Origin of the sequence: Buttiauxella sp., assembly GCF_035271705.1 — a bacterium.
Classification (GTDB): domain Bacteria; phylum Pseudomonadota; class Gammaproteobacteria; order Enterobacterales; family Enterobacteriaceae; genus Buttiauxella.
Genome location: NZ_DATERI010000175.1, coordinates 1 through 18,235, shown reverse-complemented (window position 1 = coordinate 18,235; position 18,235 = coordinate 1). Strand labels below are relative to the sequence as shown.

Annotated in this window: 14 protein-coding genes; 10 read left to right on the top strand and 4 right to left on the bottom strand. The window is 49.4% G+C overall.

Annotated elements, in window-relative coordinates:
* Window positions 1-75: 75 nt before the first annotated feature.
* The 4 genes from VJY99_RS16115 to gntK all read left to right on the top strand — a co-directional run bounded on the left by VJY99_RS16115 (window position 76) and on the right by gntK (window position 3,949).
* Entirely contained in the window at window positions 76-1,113 is a 1,038-nt protein-coding gene (locus VJY99_RS16115; protein WP_324120234.1) for an oxidoreductase, read from the top strand.
* 123 nt (window positions 1,114-1,236) lie between these two features.
* Window positions 1,237-1,932: a pirin family protein gene (locus tag VJY99_RS16110; RefSeq protein ID WP_324120232.1), complete on the top strand. Its 696-nt coding sequence runs from the start codon at window positions 1,237-1,239 to the stop codon at window positions 1,930-1,932.
* Between the two features lie 228 nt (window positions 1,933-2,160).
* The gene (gene gntR, locus VJY99_RS16105) at window positions 2,161-3,156 is read left to right on the top strand and encodes a gluconate operon transcriptional repressor GntR (RefSeq protein ID WP_324120230.1); all 996 of its coding nucleotides are present in this window, start codon (window positions 2,161-2,163) and stop codon (window positions 3,154-3,156) included.
* Window positions 3,157-3,418: 262 nt separating this feature from the next.
* Window positions 3,419-3,949, top strand: coding sequence for a gluconokinase (gene gntK / locus VJY99_RS16100; protein WP_324120228.1), 531 nt, complete (start codon window positions 3,419-3,421; stop codon window positions 3,947-3,949).
* Between the two features lie 114 nt (window positions 3,950-4,063).
* Here gntK and xylB read toward each other — a convergent pair whose 3' ends face one another.
* Window positions 4,064-5,518, bottom strand: coding sequence for a xylulokinase (gene xylB, locus VJY99_RS16095; RefSeq protein WP_324120227.1), 1,455 nt, complete (start codon window positions 5,516-5,518; stop codon window positions 4,064-4,066).
* Window positions 5,519-5,694: 176 nt separating this feature from the next.
* A complete protein-coding gene (gene xylA / locus VJY99_RS16090; protein ID WP_324120225.1) occupies window positions 5,695-7,017 on the bottom strand; it encodes a xylose isomerase in 1,323 nt (440 codons plus the stop codon).
* Between the two features lie 503 nt (window positions 7,018-7,520).
* Here xylA and xylF point away from each other — a divergent pair.
* The 4 genes from xylF to xylR all read left to right on the top strand — a co-directional run bounded on the left by xylF (window position 7,521) and on the right by xylR (window position 12,544).
* Window positions 7,521-8,513, top strand: a complete 993-nt coding sequence (gene xylF / locus VJY99_RS16085; RefSeq protein ID WP_324120236.1) for a D-xylose ABC transporter substrate-binding protein — start codon at window positions 7,521-7,523, stop codon at window positions 8,511-8,513.
* Between the two features lie 58 nt (window positions 8,514-8,571).
* A complete protein-coding gene (locus tag VJY99_RS16080; protein ID WP_324120223.1) occupies window positions 8,572-10,113 on the top strand; it encodes a xylose ABC transporter ATP-binding protein in 1,542 nt (513 codons plus the stop codon).
* Window positions 10,091-11,272, top strand: coding sequence for a xylose ABC transporter permease XylH (xylH, locus tag VJY99_RS16075; protein ID WP_324120221.1), 1,182 nt, complete (start codon window positions 10,091-10,093; stop codon window positions 11,270-11,272). The genes VJY99_RS16080 and xylH overlap by 23 nt, the downstream gene beginning before the upstream one ends.
* A gap of 93 nt (window positions 11,273-11,365) precedes the next feature.
* A complete protein-coding gene (xylR, locus tag VJY99_RS16070; protein ID WP_324120219.1) occupies window positions 11,366-12,544 on the top strand; it encodes a D-xylose utilization transcriptional activator XylR in 1,179 nt (392 codons plus the stop codon).
* A 64-nt stretch (window positions 12,545-12,608) separates the two neighbouring features.
* Here the strand turns inward: xylR and VJY99_RS16065 are convergent, their stop codons facing one another.
* Window positions 12,609-13,442, bottom strand: a complete 834-nt coding sequence (locus VJY99_RS16065) for a protein bax (RefSeq protein WP_324120217.1) — start codon at window positions 13,440-13,442, stop codon at window positions 12,609-12,611.
* Window positions 13,443-13,756: 314 nt separating this feature from the next.
* Here VJY99_RS16065 and VJY99_RS16060 point away from each other — a divergent pair, with 314 nt between their 5' ends.
* Together VJY99_RS16060 and avtA are read left to right on the top strand one after the other, a co-directional pair.
* The gene (locus VJY99_RS16060) at window positions 13,757-15,775 is read left to right on the top strand and encodes an alpha-amylase (RefSeq protein ID WP_324120215.1); all 2,019 of its coding nucleotides are present in this window, start codon (window positions 13,757-13,759) and stop codon (window positions 15,773-15,775) included.
* A 183-nt stretch (window positions 15,776-15,958) separates the two neighbouring features.
* On the top strand, window positions 15,959-17,215 hold the full coding sequence (gene avtA, locus VJY99_RS16055; RefSeq protein ID WP_324120213.1) for a valine--pyruvate transaminase: 1,257 nt from the start codon (window positions 15,959-15,961) through the stop codon (window positions 17,213-17,215).
* A gap of 89 nt (window positions 17,216-17,304) precedes the next feature.
* Here avtA and VJY99_RS16050 read toward each other — a convergent pair whose 3' ends face one another.
* Entirely contained in the window at window positions 17,305-18,231 is a 927-nt protein-coding gene (locus VJY99_RS16050; protein WP_324120235.1) for a HoxN/HupN/NixA family nickel/cobalt transporter, read from the bottom strand.
* Window positions 18,232-18,235 lie beyond the last annotated feature (4 nt).

Below are 18,235 nucleotides of genomic sequence, written 5' to 3'. Positions count from 1 at the left end.
GCCAAAAAACACGGTGCCAAAAAACCAAAGAATGAAGTAGGGTAAGTGCCATTCAAAGTCAAAAAGGACGAAGCAATGACTCTACACTGCGCTTTTATAGGTTTTGGCAAAAGCACCACCCGCTACCATCTCCCTTACGTTCTGGTTCGCAAAGATAAAATCCACGTCGCGCACATTTTTCGTCGCAGTGAAAAACCAGAAATCGAACAGCAACCGCAATACAGCCACATTCATTTTACCAGCCAGCTCGATGACATCCTGAACGACCCGCAGGTAAAACTGGTGGTGGTTTGTACTCATCAGGATAGCCATTTCGAATACGCAAAACGTGCGCTGGAAGCGGGTAAAAACGTGCTGGTGGAAAAACCCTTTACCCCGACACTTGCCGAAGCTAAACAACTTTTTGAACTGGCTAAATCAAAAGGGCTAACCGTTACGCCTTACCAGAATCGTCGTTTTGACTCCTGTTTCCTGACGATGAAAAAAGCTATTGAAAGCGGCAAGTTGGGTGAAATTGTCGAAATAGAAAGCCACTTTGATATGTATCGTCCGGTTGCGGAAACTAAACCTGGCTTACCTGCAGATGGCGCGTTTTATGGCCTTGGCGTGCATACCATGGACCAAATCATCTCGTTATTTGGCCGCCCGGACCGCGTCGCCTACGATATTCGTAGCGTGCGCAATAAAGCCAATCCAGACGATACCTTTGAAGCACAGCTTTTCTATGGCGACCTGAAAGCCATCGTTAAAACCAGCCATCTGGTGAAAATTGATTATCCGAAATTCCAGGTTCACGGCACCAAAGGCTCGTACCTTAAATATGGTATCGACCAGCAAGAAACCAGCCTGAAGGCGTACATCATGCCAGGCGAACCGGGCTTTGCGGCTGATACGAGCGTCGGTGTGTTGGAATATGTGAATGATGCGGGCGAAACCGTACGCGAAGAGATAAAACCGGAGCAGGGCGACTACGGTCGTGTTTACGACGCGCTGTATGAAACCATTATTAACGGCCAACCTAATTACGTCAGAGAAATTGAAGCACTGACCAACCTCGAGATCCTCGAGCGCGGTTTCGAACAGGCTTCTCCTTCTGTAGTGACCCTCATTTAGCCCTGTTATGACGCCTCCGACTCATTCATTTTTTTTGAACAGAGGCGTCAATTTTCACCCTCTATGATCATTTCCGATTCGGGTCCACACTTAGCCCATCAAACGAATTGCGGAGAAATGAAAATGATCTTTTTAAGAAAATCTGAAGAACGTGGTCACGCGAATCATGGTTGGTTGGACAGCTGGCATACCTTCTCTTTTGCCAACTATTACGATGCCAATTTCATGGGGTTCTCGGCGTTACGTGTCATTAACGAAGACGTGGTCGAAGGCGGTGAAGGTTTTGGTACCCACCCGCACAAAGACATGGAAATCCTGACCTATGTGCTCGAAGGTGCGGTTGCGCATCGGGACAGCATGGGTAACGAAGAAAAGGTTCCTGCGGGCGAATTCCAGATTATGAGTGCCGGTACCGGGATTACTCACTCCGAGTACAACCCAAACAAAACCGAGCGTCTGCGCCTGTACCAAATCTGGATCATCCCGGATAAAAAGGGTATCACACCGCGTTACGACCAGCGCCGTTTTGATGCTCCGCAAGGGCGCCAACTGGTCCTGTCGCCTGATGCACGTGACGGTTCCCTCAAGGTGAATCAGGACATGGAATTGTCGCGTTGGGCGCTGGCAAAAGATGAGCAAACTGTTTACCAGGTCCCAGCAGAACGCCGCATCTGGATTCAAGTTGTGAAAGGCGATGTGTCGATAAATGGCACTCAAGCCAAAACCAGCGATGCAGTCGCTGTTTGGGATGAGCAAGCTATTTCGATTCATGCCAGCGAAGCCAGTGAAATTCTGTTGTTCGATTTACCGCCAGTCTAATACCCGTCATCCTTCGCGTTGTAGCGGTGTTGGCTACGGAAATTCACCCCGGTCACTTACCTTAGTAAGTTCCCGGGGATTCATTTCCTTGCCGCCTTGCTACACCACGAATGATTTCGGGTATTTAAATGCATATTTACCCGTCATAACCTTCCTCGAAACAGGGGGAAGGTTGTGCTTTGTCCGTGCTAAACTTTGCTGTCGATAGCCAACCCGCACAGCAAAACAATGAAAAAGAAAAGACCGGTATTACAGGATGTTGCAGACCGCGTTGGAATAACCAAAATGACGGTCAGCCGTTTTTTGCGTAATCCTGATCAGGTTTCCGCTTTATTACAGGTAAAAATTGCCGCCGCCCTTGATGAACTTGGCTATATTCCCAACCGCGCACCAGACATCCTTTCTAACTCGACAAGCCGAGCTGTCGGCGTGTTATTGCCTTCGCTAACCAACCAGGTTTTTGCTGAAGTGCTGCGTGGCATTGAAAATGTTATTGATGCTTACGGCTACCAGACCATGCTCGCTCACTACGGTTACAAACCGGAGTTAGAAGAAGAGCGTCTGGAATCGATGCTTTCCTGGAATATCGACGGTCTGATCCTCACTGAACGCACGCATACTCCGCGCACCTTGAAAATGATTGAAGTGGCGGGGATCCCGGTTGTGGAACTGATGGACAGCATTTCACCGTGTCTCGACATTGCCGTCGGGTTCGATAACTTCGAAGCGGCACGCCAGATGACTGCGGCGATCATTGCTCGCGGTCACCGCCACGTCGCTTATCTTGGCGCTCGTCAGGATGAACGAACCGTGATTAAGAAAAATGGGTACGAGCAAGCCATGCGTGAAGCGGGTCTTGTGCCTTACAGCGTGATGGTCGAACAATCCTCTTCTTACTCCACCGGTATCGAACTGTTTCGTCAGGCGCGTCGTGAATACCCGCAACTCGACAGTATCTTTTGTACTAACGATGACTTAGCTATCGGCGCGGCATTTGAATGCCAACGCCAGGGTCTGAGTATCCCACAAGATATGGCGATTGCCGGTTTCCACGGCCATGATATTGGTCAGGTGATGGAGCCGCGCCTTGCCAGCGTGTTAACGCCGCGTGAGCGTATGGGGCGCATTGGTGCCGAGCGTTTATTGGCGAGAATTCGCGGTGAAACAATTACCCCGCAGATGTTAGATTTAGGTTTTACGTTGTCGCCTGGCGGCTCAATTTAACTTCCCGTCATCATTCAAGTTGCAGGTATGTTAGCTGCACCCGCGCGCGCCAGTCACATAGCTATTTATGCTCGTGGGGACTTACGGTCTGGCTGCCTTCCTGCACTTGGAATTATTTAGGGGAAATGACTTCATTTATTGATGTAGTTCACACTTATTCACTTTTTAAGTGAATGGTTATTGCTTATTTTGCATGCTCTCCTGACAATGTTACCGATAACAGTTACCCGTAACAACCATAAATGCCAGTCGGAGCTACGCTATGAGCATTACTAACCATGACCACCATATTTACGTCCTGATGGGCGTCTCTGGCAGCGGTAAATCTGCTGTTGCAAGTGAAGTTGCACACCAACTCAATGCGGCGTTTCTTGACGGCGACTTCCTGCACCCACGTTGCAATATCATGAAAATGGCTTCCGGTGAGCCGCTCAACGATGAAGATCGCAAGCCATGGCTGCAAGCATTAAACGATGCGGCATTCGCCATGCAGCGCACCAACAAAGTCTCCCTGATTGTTTGTTCCGCACTGAAAAAAGTTTATCGCGACCAATTACGTGACGGTAATCCGAATCTGTCCTTCATCTACATGAAAGGCGATTTCGAGGTCATTGAAAACCGCCTGAAAGCGCGTAAAGGCCACTTCTTTAAAACGCAGATGTTGGTGACTCAGTTTGAAGCGCTGCAAGAACCTAAGTCTGACGAAGCGGATGTGCTGGTGGTGGATATTAATCAATCGCTTGAAAACGTAGTCGCCAGCACTATTGACGCTATCAATAAAGGCCGTATGTAGTCAGTACATGAGGACTTGTTTTAACTGCGGTTGGTTAGGTTTTACGGGTGCTGTTGTAAAGATGAAGGCGCAGATACACGCCTTCATTGCTTTAAACTCACGGCATTAGAAAACTCACGACATCAACGGCAATAGCTGCTGATAAATCTGGTTAAACACTTTGCGACGCGTTTTATATTGCTCATGGCGAGCCATGTCAGGCTTATGTTGTTGCTCAAGCGATAACTGCGGAAGCAGGTCATGTAGTGATTTATGCGGTGACATCGCGATTTGTGCCAGACGTGCCGCACCAAGTGCCGGGCCGACATCCCCTCCGGTGCGATAATCCAGCGTTTGCCCACTGATATCTGCCAGCATCTGCCGCCAGAACGGGCTACGCGCTCCCCCCCCAATTAGCGTGACACTTTGTGGCGTTACACCGCAGGAATGCACGACATCCATTCCATCCGCGAGTGCATAACCTACACCTTCCAGCACCGCACGAGCGAGTTCTGCTGGCCCATGCTGATGTGTCAGACCAAAGAAAACACCTTTTGCCTGCGGATTATTGTGCGGAGTGCGCTCGCCAGACAGATAAGGCAAGAACCAGACATCGCCTGCATCTTGATTAGAATTTTCGGCGGCGGCCAGCAGTGCCGGAACGCTACCCAGACCCGTCAATTTTGCTGCCCAATCGAGACACGATGCAGCACTGAGCATCACCGACATGAGATGCCAACGATGGGGCAACGCGTGACAGAAGCTGTGGACGGCACTTTCCGGTTTACTGCGGAAACCATCGCTGACTGCGAAGTAAACTCCCGAAGTACCCAGCGATAACATCGCTTGCCCAATATCCATCATGCCGACACCTACAGCACCAGCGGCATTATCGCCACCACCTGCAACAACCGGCACTGCGGGCATATTCCATGCCTGAGCAACGTCTGCTTTCAACGTGCCAGTCATTTCACAGCCTTCGAATAAATCCGGCATTTGCTTGCGGCTCAACTGGCACGCATCGAGCATTTTGTCGCTCCAGTCTCGCTTTGCGACATCCAGCCACATGGTGCCTGCGGCATCGGACATATCGCTGGCAAAAACGCCGCTCATACGCAGTCGCAGGTAATCCTTCGGTAACAGGACTTTATCGATTTTTGCGAAAACCTCAGGCTCATGGCGTTGTACCCACAACAGTTTTGGTGCGGTAAAGCCCGGCATCATCAAGTTGCCGGTAATGTCGCGTGATTCGGGTACGCTTGCTTCCAGCAAGGCGCACTCTTCTGCACAGCGACCGTCATTCCATAAAATCGCCGGGCGTAAAACGTTCTGCTGGCTATCGAGCAGTGTTGCACCGTGCATCTGCCCAGCAATCCCCACCGCTTTCACATCTTTAAGCGAATGCTGCTCGCCGAGTGCTTTCATTGCACGGTCGGTTGCTTGCCACCAGTGCTCTGGATCTTGCTCTGACCATAACGGATGCGGACGTGACACAGTCAGCGTTTCAGTGCACGTAGCCAGCACCTCGCCTTGCTCTCCGAGTAAAATCGCTTTAACACCCGATGTGCCCAGATCGATTCCAATGTACATAGTGTCGTTCCTTATATACCCGTCATTCTTCAAATTGCAGGGATGTTGGCTGCAGGATTTCACCCCAGTCACTTACTGATGTCAGCTCCTGGGGATTCGAGCCTTTGCCGCCTACCTGCAACTCGAATTATTTAGGGCATTCGCTGCAGGTGGTCCTTCCAGACCTGGGCTTAAATTTATCTATCGAACAGATAATGATTCACCAGGTTTTCCAGTAATTCCTGACGTCCGCTCTGATGCTGTGGATTCAGGTTATGTTGTTCAGCGTACTGCGCAATTTGTGAAAGTGACATTTGCCCTTTCAGAATTTGCTGGCCAAGTTCACCATTCCAACCGGCATAACGCTTCGCAACACGTTTATCCAGCTCGCCATCTTCAATCATGCGTGCGGCAATTTTCAGCGACAGCGCCATCACATCCATGGCACCAATGTGACCATGGAACAGGTCATACTTATCGGTGCTTTGACGACGGACTTTGGCGTCAAAGTTCAGGCCGCCAGTGGTGAAACCACCTGCTTTCAGAATTTCGTACATCACCAGTGAGTTTTCTTCCACGCTGTTCGGGAACTGGTCTGTATCCCAACCCAATTGCGGGTCGCCACGGTTGGCATCGACAGAACCGAAGATACCCAACGCAATGGCGCTGGCGATTTCGTGATGGAACGAGTGACCCGCGAGTGTCGCGTGGTTCGCTTCAATGTTTACTTTGATCTCTTTTTCCAGGCCAAACTGCTTCAGGAAACCGTAGACTGTAGCAACATCGTAATCGTACTGATGCTTGGTCGGCTCTTGTGGTTTAGGCTCGATGAGCAACGTGCCGCGGAAACCAATTTTGTGTTTGTGTTCAACCACCATCTGCAAGAAGCGGCCAATTTGCTCACGCTCCTGGCGCAAATCGGTATTGAGCAGTGATTCGTAGCCTTCACGGCCACCCCACAGCACATAGTTTTCTCCACCCAACTGGTGAGTCGCATTCATCGCGGTAACGACTTGCGTTGCCGCCCAGGAGAAGACTTCTGGATCTGGACTGGTCGCAGCACCCGCACCATAACGAGGGTTGGTAAAGCAGTTGGCGGTACCCCACAACAATTTCACGCCGCTTTCCTGCTGCTTTTGCGCCAGCACTTCGGTCATTTTCGCGAAGTTATTCAGGTACTCTTTCAGTGACGCGCCTTCTGGTGAGACGTCCACATCGTGGAAGCAGTAATACGGAACATTCAGTTTGTGGAAGAACTCGAAGGCAACATCAGCTTTCAGTTTTGCCAAACCTAGTGCGTCACCTGCTTGCTGCCACGGACGTTCAAAAGAACCGGCACCAAACATATCTGCACCGTTCCAGCAGAAGTTATGCCAGTAACACGCGGCAAAGCGCAGGTGCTCTTCCATGCGTTTGCCCAGCACGATTTCTTCTGGATTGTAGTGACGAAATGCCAGCGGGTTAGCGGTTTTAGGGCCTTCAAAACGTACACGTTCAAGTTGGTCGAAATAGGTTTGCATGATTGACTCCGTGATCAGGGGAAATATACCCATAATCTTTCAAGTTGCCTGTGCGTTAGCGGCTCTCGCTCACCCGAATCACTTACTCAAGTAAGCTCATCGGGATTCACTCTTTTGCTGCCTTCCTGCATCTCGAAATCTTTTGGGTTTAGCAAATAAGCGATTCTCTAACCATCCTGTATTTTCCCTGGAGTTTGCTCAATTACGTTATTTCACACTGCGATTAAGAGAATGCTCAAATGTGCGCTGCCTCGCAAAAAAAGCTAAAAATAATGAATTAAATGTCTCGAGGGTTATTCCAGTAAATATTGCAATGAGTGGTTTTATTAAATGAAAATCAGATCCCCATCATAAATTCATAATTAAACCAAAAAACATAATGGGAAGATAAAAATCTGTAATTGCTGGATTCGCATTCACAGACAACAATTCTATCCGTTCAACAGATGTTAATAATTTTTAATCCGATTTATCCCACCCTACACAGGTATAAAAAGATGAAAATGAAGATTAAGAACTTCTTACTCACATTGTGTGCCTCACTCGTACTCACCAGCGCCTGCAGTATCGCCAAAGAAGTCAAAATTGGCATGGCAATTGATGACCTGCGTCTTGAACGCTGGCAGAAAGACCGCGATATCTTTGTTAAAAAAGCCGAGTCTTTGGGTGCGGAAGTCTTTGTTCAGTCCGCTAACGGCAGCGAAGAAACACAAATTTCGCAAATAGAAAACATGATCAACCGTGGCGTCGATGTTCTGGTCATTATTCCGTATAACGGCCAGGTATTAAGCAACGTGATTGCTGAAGCCAAAAGAGAAGGGATAAAAGTATTAGCTTATGATCGCATGATTAATAATGCAGATATTGATTATTATATTTCTTTTGATAATGAAAAGGTCGGTGAGCTTCAGGCGCAAAGTATTGTTAACAAAGTGCCTTCTGGTAATTATTTCTTGATGGGTGGCTCACCGGTTGATAATAATGCGAAGTTATTCCGTGCAGGGCAGATGAAAGTATTAAAACCGTATATTGATAACGGGAAAATAAAAGTCGTTGGCGACCAATGGGCTGATGGTTGGTTACCTGAAAACGCATTGAAAATCATGGAAAATGCGCTGACGGCGAATAACAATAAAATTGATGCCGTTGTCGCATCAAACGATGCCACTGCAGGGGGGGCAATCCAGGCGCTGAGTGCGCAAGGGTTGGCGGGTAAAGTCGCGATATCCGGGCAAGACGCGGATTTAGCCGGTGTGAAACGTATTATTGCCGGTACGCAGACCATGACGGTTTATAAGCCAATCACCAAGCTTGCGAATACAGCAGCGGAAATTGCCGTTGAATTAGGCGAAGGCAAACAACCCGCTTCTGATGCTTCTCTTAATAACGGCGTTAAAGATGTCCCTTCACGCCTTCTGACGCCAATCGAAGTCGACAAAGCCAATATCGACAGCACGGTTGTGGCTGACGGTTTCCACAAAAAGAACGAGCTATAGCCTACTGCGCCCGTGGTTTACCACGGGCAATACCCTTAAAAGAGGTAAAGGAGTCGCTATGCCTTGTTTGTTGGAAATGAAAAAGATCACTAAAACCTTCGGTGCTGTGAAGGCGGTTGATAGCGTCAGTTTGTCAGTTGATTCCGGTGAAGTGATGTCGCTTTGTGGCGAGAACGGCTCCGGAAAATCCACGCTGATGAAAGTCTTGTGCGGTATTTATCCTTTTGGCAGCTACGAGGGTGAAATTTGGTTTGCCGGAGAAAAAATCCAGGCGAGCCATATCCGCGATACCGAGCGCAAAGGTATTGCGATTATTCACCAGGAGCTGGCGCTGGTTAAGCATTTGACGGTGCTGGAGAATATTTTCCTCGGTGCAGAGATGTCACGGCATGGCGTGTTGGACTACGACAGCATGACGCTCCGTTGCCAAAAATTGCTCGCACAGGTGAGCTTAAATATTTCCCCGGATACTCGCGTGGGGTCGCTCGGGCTTGGGCAACAACAGCTGGTCGAAATTGCCAAAGCATTGAATAAGCAGGTGCGTCTTCTCATTCTGGATGAACCAACCGCCTCGTTAACCGAGCAAGAAACGGCGGTGTTGTTGGGGATTATTCGTGACCTGCAAGCGCACGGCATCGCCTGTGTTTATATCTCTCACAAACTCAATGAAGTTAAAGCTATTTCCGACACCATCTGTGTTATCCGCGATGGTAAACACATCGGCACTCGCGAAGCGGCACTGATGCGTGAAGAAGACATTATCACCATGATGGTTGGGCGCGAGCTGACGGCTCTTTACCCCAATGAACCGCACCAGATTGGCGATGAAATTCTTCGTGTTGAGCATCTTACCGCCTGGCATCCGGTAAACCGCCAAATCAAACGGGTGAACGACGTTTCGTTTTCACTGCATAAAGGCGAAATTCTGGGCATTGCCGGGTTAGTGGGGGCGGGGCGTACCGAAGCGGTGCAGTGTTTATTTGGTGTCTGGCCGGGCAAATCTGAAGGCCGGATTTTCATTGATAACCAACAAGTTTCCATTGGTAGCTGCCAACAAGCCATTGCGCATGGTATTGCGATGGTGCCTGAAGATCGCAAAAAAGATGGCATTGTGCCGATTATGGCGGTAGGACAAAACATCACGCTTGCCGCACTAAGCCAGTTTTCTGGAGCGTTAACTCACCTTGATGACGCCGCAGAATTTAACTGCATTCTGCAATCAATTGCGCGGCTAAAAGTGAAAACATCATCGCCCGAGCTGTCTATTGGCCGCCTGAGTGGTGGCAATCAGCAAAAAGCGATTCTGGCGCGTTGTCTGCTGCTCAATCCCCGCATCCTGATTCTTGATGAACCCACGCGTGGCATTGATATCGGCGCGAAATATGAAATCTACAAACTTATCAACCAACTGGTGCAGCAAGGTATTGCGGTCATTGTTATCTCATCAGAATTACCAGAAGTGCTGGGTCTGAGTGACAGAGTGCTGGTGATGCATGAAGGGCGCATCAAAGCTGATCTGATGAATAACAATTTGACCCAGGAGCAGGTTATGGAAGCTGCACTGAGGAGTGAAAAGCATGTCGAAAACCAATCAGTCTGAACTGAAACTCACGGCACCTACGGCTTCGCCTTTTGCGGGATTGCGGGCGCTTAATTTTCAGGTTTTTGTCATGATTGCCGCGATTGTGGCGATCATGCTGTTCTTCACCTGGACTACCGATGGTTCTTACCTCAGTGCCAGAAACGTCTCTAACCTGCTACGCCAGACGGCTATCACTGGAATTCTGGCAGTAGGGATGGTGTTCGTCATTATCTCGGCGGAAATTGACCTTTCCGTTGGCTCAATGATGGGCTTGCTGGGCGGTGTAGCGGCGATATTCGATGTCTGGTTAGGTTGGCCACTACCACTGACTATCGTTGTGACATTAGCTCTGGGCCTGGTTCTGGGGGCATGGAACGGTTGGTGGGTGGCTTATCGCAAAGTCCCTTCTTTTATTGTCACCCTCGCCGGAATGTTGGCGTTTCGCGGTGTGTTGATCGGCATTACTAACGGCACCACCGTTTCGCCAACCAGCGTCGATATGTCGCAAATCGGACAAAGTTATCTCCCGGACGGTATCGGCTTTGGTATCGGCACATTAGGGCTGGTCTTTTTTGTTGCCTGGCAATGGCGGATGCGTCTCCGCCGTCAGGCATTGGGGCTGGAAATACCCGCATCGACAGGTGTTGTAGGGCGCCAGGCAATCACAGCCGTGATTGTGTTAGGGGCCATTTGGTTACTCAATGATTACCGGGGCGTGCCAACACCCGTACTAATCCTGTCGTTATTACTGCTGGCCGGTATGTTTATGGCGACTCGCACCGCATTTGGGCGGCGTATTTATGCGATTGGCGGCAATATTGAAGCGGCGCGCCTGTCTGGTATTAATGTTGAACGCACCAAGTTGGCGGTTTTCGCCATCAATGGACTCATGGTGGCGATTGCCGGGTTGATTCTCAGCTCACGTCTGGGCGCTGGCTCCCCTTCTGCGGGGAACATTGCTGAACTCGATGCTATCGCGGCATGTGTGATTGGTGGCACCAGCCTTGCGGGCGGAGTGGGGAGTGTCGCCGGTGCTGTGATGGGCGCGTTTATCATGGCTTCTCTGGATAACGGAATGAGCATGATGGATGTGCCCACGTTCTGGCAGTACATCGTAAAAGGGGCGATTTTGCTGCTGGCAGTATGGATGGATTCGGCGACTAAACGTAGAGCGTAGTGTGCAAATGATCACAGTGCCGGGTGAATGTTACCCGGCACTTTTGCAATTATGGTATTGAATGTAAGGGTTTTTTATCAGGAAATACAAAGCATGTTTGAGAAACGTCATCGCATTACGTTGTTATTCAATGCCAATAAAGCCTATGACCGCCAAGTGGTGGAAGGGGTGGGTGAATATTTGCAGGCGTCTCAATCCGAGTGGGATATTTTTATCGAAGAAGATTTCCGTGCCCGTATCGATAACATTAAGGAATGTTTAGGGGATGGGGTTATTGCCGATTTCGACGATGCAGAAATTCAGCATTTGTTAGAGGGTGCCGAAGTGCCGATTGTCGGCGTTGGGGGCTCTTACCATTTACCCGAGCACTATCCGCCAGTGCATTACATTGCCACTGATAACCACGCATTGGTGGAAAGTGCATTTTTGCATCTCAAGGAGAAAGGTGTTCAGCGTTTTGCCTTCTACGGTTTACCCAATTCCAGTGGCAAAGGTTGGGCGATGGAGCGCGAACATGCCTTTAACCAACTGGTGGCGAAAGAAAAATATCGTGGTGTGGTTTATCAAGGGATAGAAACCGCGCCAGAAAACTGGCAGCACGCACAAAATCGGTTGGCTGATTGGGTGCAAACGCTACCCCCACAGACTGGGATTATCGCGGTGACCGATGCTCGTGCGCGCCATCTTCTACAGGTCTGTGAGCATTTGCACATTCCGGTGCCGGAAAAGCTGTGTGTGATTGGTATTGATAACGAAGAACTGACGCGCTATTTATCGCGAGTGGCGCTTTCATCCGTGGCGCAAGGCACCCGACAAATGGGATACCAGGCCGCCAAATTATTACATCGCTTGATGGATAACGAACCGCTCGCATTACAACGCATTCTGGTGCCGCCGGTGCGCGTCGTCGAACGCCGCTCAACGGATTATCGTTCTTTGCATGACCCCGCAGTGATTCAGGCGATGCATTACATCCGCAATCACGCCTGCAAAGGAATTAAAGTTGAACAGGTGTTAGATGCGGTTGGGATCTCACGTTCCAATCTGGAAAAGCGTTTTAAAGAGGAAGTCGGTGAGACCATCCATGCGATGATTCACGCCGAAAAACTCGAAAAAGCGCGTAGCTTGCTGGTCTCTACGTCGTTGTCGATCAACGAAATATCGCAGATGTGTGGTTATCCATCGCTGCAATATTTTTATTCTGTTTTCAAGAAAGAGTATGACGCGACCCCGAAGGAACACCGTGATAGGTATAGCGAGATATTAGTGTAAAAAAAACGCCTTCATATTGAAGGCGTGAATTTATTACTTATTATTAACAATCTATTTTATTTAATTAATTCGGTACCATAAAACGCTGATTGGTTTGGTACATCGCAAAGAGATAGTTGTTATAGCTACTACCCTTAGTTGAATACCCTTTCAGCTTATGAATCATATTGCTGGCCGTGACTTCTTGATCCGCTTTGCGCAATTGGGCACGCGATTTACGGAAAGATTTATAGGCTGGGTGCGTATTCAGATTTGTAACGTAAGAGTTAACGCCTTCTTTAACTGAATCGTAATGCAAGTAGCCTTTAACTTTACCTGGCTCGCTGTTGCAATGACGCTTGCTGCACTTCATACCAAACAAGTTGTTATTATTACGTGCGAGTTTAGAGGTACCCCAGCCACTCTCGGCTGCGGCCATCGTTGCCACCATATTGGTAGGAATGATGTCGACTTTTTCCATCAGCGTATTCCATGGCACGCTTCTGGTATTACCGCTCCACGCAATTTTATAGCGTTTGGTAATATCCTTTAGACGCGCACGTTCTGAAGGTGACCAGCGTTTCTCATACTGCTTTGAAACCAGCCAGTTACGATCAACAGTGATCGCTGCATTTTGACTAGTAATATATGGCATGACCGTCCGGAGAAACGCTTTTTTTCTAGGTGTTCCGGAAGGGTATTTTCGCAAATCAGGGAGCGATGCAATTTCACTATTGCGAGAATACTCTTTCTTACTACTTGCCAGTTTCTTACTTTGTGTATTCGTGCTTTTTGTCGCAGCTAATTGGGCTTTATGCGATTTTGGCTCATGTTGACTTGCTAATACCCCAGTTGAAAAACTGAAGGTCAGTAACATAAGTATCGCAGCCCCGAATCGTCGGATTGGGGTTGATATCATTAGATCTCCTGGTCGGATCGTTACGTTTCTAGTGCCTTATTCGTGAAAGGTTTCGAACAAAGTGAACGCAGATACTAACAAAAATAGACCTCCTGAGCACCAAAAGAAATAATCCAATTCTGAAATGATGTCACGTACGAAGTTCTTATGACGGCAAAAAGTGTCATATTTTGCGATGGTTATCGCATATTTTACTGAATTGATATCGCCATCACTCACCCTGGTATCTCCTCCCCAACTATCCATTTTGGGGATGAACTCTGCTACTTAAAACAGTGCCACACTGGATAAAAGATAATCGCTGGTTTAACCCTATGAAAAAATTACCTCTGTTGTTTCTTCTGTTGCCAGGCTTTGCACAAGCTGTGTGGACCACCCCTGGACTACCGGCGTTCAAAGAGCAAACTCCAGGTGTGTTTATCAGTGACGCAAAGCTTGCGAAAGGGGCGCTCCCGCTAAGCCTTAAACTCGACCAGACCTGCTGGCAGCCCGCAGAATCCATCAAACTGAACCAGGCACTTTCGTTAAAGCCTTGCGAAGGAGAGGCACCCGTCTGGCGTTTATTTCGTGAAGGTGAGTATCGGATACAAATCGACACCCGAAGCGGCACTCCCACGCTGAGTCTGAGCGTGAATAGCGAGCCGCAAGCCGCGCCGGTCGATGTGACTCGACAATGCCCAAAATGGGATGGTAAAGCGTTAACCGTGGAGGTGAGCAAAACCTTCGCTGAGGGCAGCGAAGTACGCGATTTCTACAGTGGTGCGACGGCAACGGTCAAACAAGGCCAGATTACCCTGATGCCTGCGGCAAACAGCAATGGCCTGTTGCTGCTGGAGTCTGCCAGCACCAAACAGGCTGCGCCATTTAGCTGGCAAAATGCCACGGTCTACTTTGTTCTGACTGACCGTTTTGCAAATGGCAATCCTAACAACGACAGCAGCTATGGCCGTCATAAAGATGGCATGCAAGAAATTGGCACGTTCCACGGCGGTGACCTCGCCGGTTTAACCCACAAGCTCGACTATCTCCAGCAATTGGGCGTCAACGCATTGTGGATAAGCTCACCGCTGGAACAAATCCACGGCTGGGTTGGCGGCGGCACCAAAGGCGATTTCCCGCATTACGCCTACCACGGTTACTACACCATGGACTGGACCAAACTCGACGCCAATATGGGCACCGCGGATGAACTGCGCACCCTGGTGGATGAAGCCCATAAGCGTGGGATCCGTATTTTATTCGATATCGTCATGAACCACACCGGCTACGCCACCCTTGCGGATATGCAGGAGTATCAGTTTGGCGCGCTCTACCTGAAAGGCGATGAACTGACTAAAACGCTTGGCAAAAATTGGACGGACTGGAAACCCGCTGCGGGTCAAAGCTGGCATTCCTTTAATGATTACATCAACTTTGGTGACAGTACTGCCTGGCAAAACTGGTGGGGGAAAAATTGGATTCGTACCGATATCGGCAATTACGACAGCCCTGGTTTTGATGATTTAACACTGTCGCTGGCGTTCTTACCGGATTTGAAAACTGAATCGACACACGCTGCGGGTTTGCCCATCTTTTATCGTCATAAACCTGATACCCACGCGAAAGAAATTGCGGGCGACACCGTGCGCGATTACCTGACTCACTGGCTTAGCCAATGGGTGCGTGACTACGGTATTGATGGTTTTCGGGTCGATACCGCAAAACACGTTGAAAAAGCGGGCTGGCAGCAACTTAAAGCACAGTCTGTTAGCGCACTGGCGGAATGGAAAAAAGCCCATCCAGACAAGAAGCTTGATGATGCATCTTTCTGGATGACCGGAGAGTCCTGGGGCCACGGGGTGATGAAAAGCGACTACTACAACAGCGGTTTTGACGCGATGATCAATTTTGATTATCAGGAGCAAGCGGCAAAAGCGGTTGATTGTCTGGCGAACATTGACCTCACCTGGCAGCAAATGGCGGCTAAGTTGCAAGATTTTAATGTTCTTAGCTACCTTTCTTCGCACGATACTCGCCTGTTCCGTGAAGGGGGGCAGCGTGCTGCAGAACTGCTGCTGCTGGCGCCGGGTGCGGTGCAGATTTTCTATGGTGATGAAACAGAACGTCCGTTTGGTCCGACCGGTTCTGACCCGCTCCAGGGCACGCGTTCTGATATGAACTGGGGGCAAAACGTCGCCACACTGTCGCACTGGCAGAGAATCAGCCAGTTCCGTGCCCGCCATCCGGCCATTGGTACGGGCCAACAGAACACGCTAAACATGAAGCAAGGATATGGTTTCAGCCGTCAGTCAGATGATGACAAAGTGATGGTGGTTTGGGCGGGGAACCCATAATCCATAAAGACTGTAAGTCGGATAAGCGAAGCGTCATCCGACAAAAATAGATTCAGCATTTAATGCTTTCTATGTGTGGTTAGGCAGCATATTACCGATTAGAGGCTATCCTTAATGCGTTTGCACCGCGTCTTTTACGGCGTTATGGTTAGCCTCTTTTTGATTGTCAAAGACCTCTACGTTATGACGTTTTCACTTTTCGGCGACAAATTTACCCGCCATGCAGGCATTACACGCCTGATGGAGGACTTGAACGACGGCCTGCGCACGCCAGGTGCAATCATGCTGGGTGGCGGTAATCCTGCACAAATTCCTGCGATGAATGACTACTTCCAGGAGCTGCTGGCAGACATGCTGGCAAACGGGAAAATGACCGATGCACTATGCAATTACGATGGTCCGCAGGGGAAAAGTGAGTTACTTGACGCGCTTGCGGATATGCTGCGCACCGAATTAGGTTGGGATATCACTGCGCAGAATATTGCACTGACAAATGGTAGTCAGAGTGCCTTTTTCTACTTGTTTAACTTGTTTGCGGGCCGTTATGCCGATGGCAGCACTAAAAAGGTGTTGTTCCCTCTGGCACCGGAATACATCGGCTATGCTGATTCCGGCCTTGAAGAAGACCTGTTTGTCTCGACGCGACCCAACATCGAACTGCTGCCAGAAGGCCAGTTTAAATATCACGTAGACTTTGAGCATCTGCGTATCGGCCCTGATACCGGGATGATTTGCGTCTCGCGCCCTACCAACCCAACGGGCAACGTGATTACCGATGAAGAGCTGATTAAACTCGATGCGTTGGCCAACCAGCACGGTATTCCGCTGGTGATTGATAACGCTTATGGCGTTCCCTTCCCGGGGATTATTTTCAGCGAAGCCCGCCCGTTGTGGAATCCAAACATCATCTTGTGCATGAGCTTGTCAAAACTGGGTTTACCGGGCAGCCGTTGCGGCATTATTGTTGCCAATGACAAAATTATCTCAGCAATCAGAAACATGAATGGAATCATCAGCCTGGCACCGGGTGGTATTGGCCCTGCGATGGCGTGTGAGATGATTAAGCGTAACGATTTGCTGCGCTTGTCTGAAACGGTGGTTAAACCGTTCTATTACCAGCGTGTTCAGGACACGATCGCGATTCTTCGCCGCTACTTGTCACCAGAACGCTGCCTGATTCACAAACCCGAGGGCGCAATTTTCCTATGGCTGTGGTTTAAAGACCTGCCGATCTCTACCGAATTGCTCTATCAGCGCCTGAAAAAACGTGGCGTTTTGATGGTGCCGGGGGATTATTTCTTCCCAGGCCTTGATAAGCCGTGGCCACACACGCATCAATGTATGCGTATGAACTATGTGCCGGAGCCAGATAAAATCGAAGCGGGCGTGAAGATCCTTGCAGAAGAGATTGAACGCGCGTGGGATGAAAGCGGAAATTAATTGAATGGTCATGGTGGATGACGATTCGCGTACCGACCTAACGATGGCTTTTCGTAGGTCAGATAAGCGAAGCGTCATCCGACAAGTTTCTAGCGAACCACTAAAGAGTCGTACCCTTTCCAGCGATAATTCAGCATCGACACAATCCAACAGGCAATAAACAACCCAACCACGATAAAGCCCGCATTCCCGAGATTCTCATTCAACGCGTCAACCCACTTCCACATGCCACTATGCAGGTCGAATTTATCCGCCAACAACCCCAACGCCTCCATGCCGCCAATAAACAGAGCGACGACCACGGAGGTGCCGGTAATCGTCATGTTGTAATAGAGCTTGCGTTGCGGTTTGTTAAACGCCCAACCATAAGCGCCAACCATAATAATATTGTCGAGCGTATCAATCAGCGCCATCCCACTGGCAAACAGTGCCGGGAACACCAGAATCGACCACATCGACATACCGCTAGATGCACTGGCGGCAGAAATGCCCAGGATGCCAATCTCAGTTGCCGTATCAAATCCTAAACCAAACAAAAAACCGACCCAATACATGTGCCAGCTTTTATTAATCAGCTTGAAAGTGGAGCGAAACAGCCAGCTCATCACACCGCCACCGGTAAAATCCGTCGCCTCGGCACAGAGCGGTTCACCACGCTTAAGCTGACGGAAATTGCGCCATACACCACGTAAAATCATCAGGTTGACCAGCGCCATTGCCAGCAAGAAACACGCCGAAATGGTGGTGCCAATCACACCGCCGACATTTTGAAACCAGTCCATATCACTCTGGAATGCTGCTGCAGTGGCGGCAATGGCCACGGAAGCCAACACCACAATGCTGGAGTGACCGAGGGAGAACCAGGCCCCAATGCCAATTGGGCGTTTCCCTTGCTGCATCATTTTGCGCGTCACGTTATCAATCGCCGCAATGTGATCAGCATCGACGGCATGCCGCAAGCCGAAGCACCAGGCCAGCAAACTTGCGGCCATCAGCGCAGAGCTGTAGTGAAACAAAACC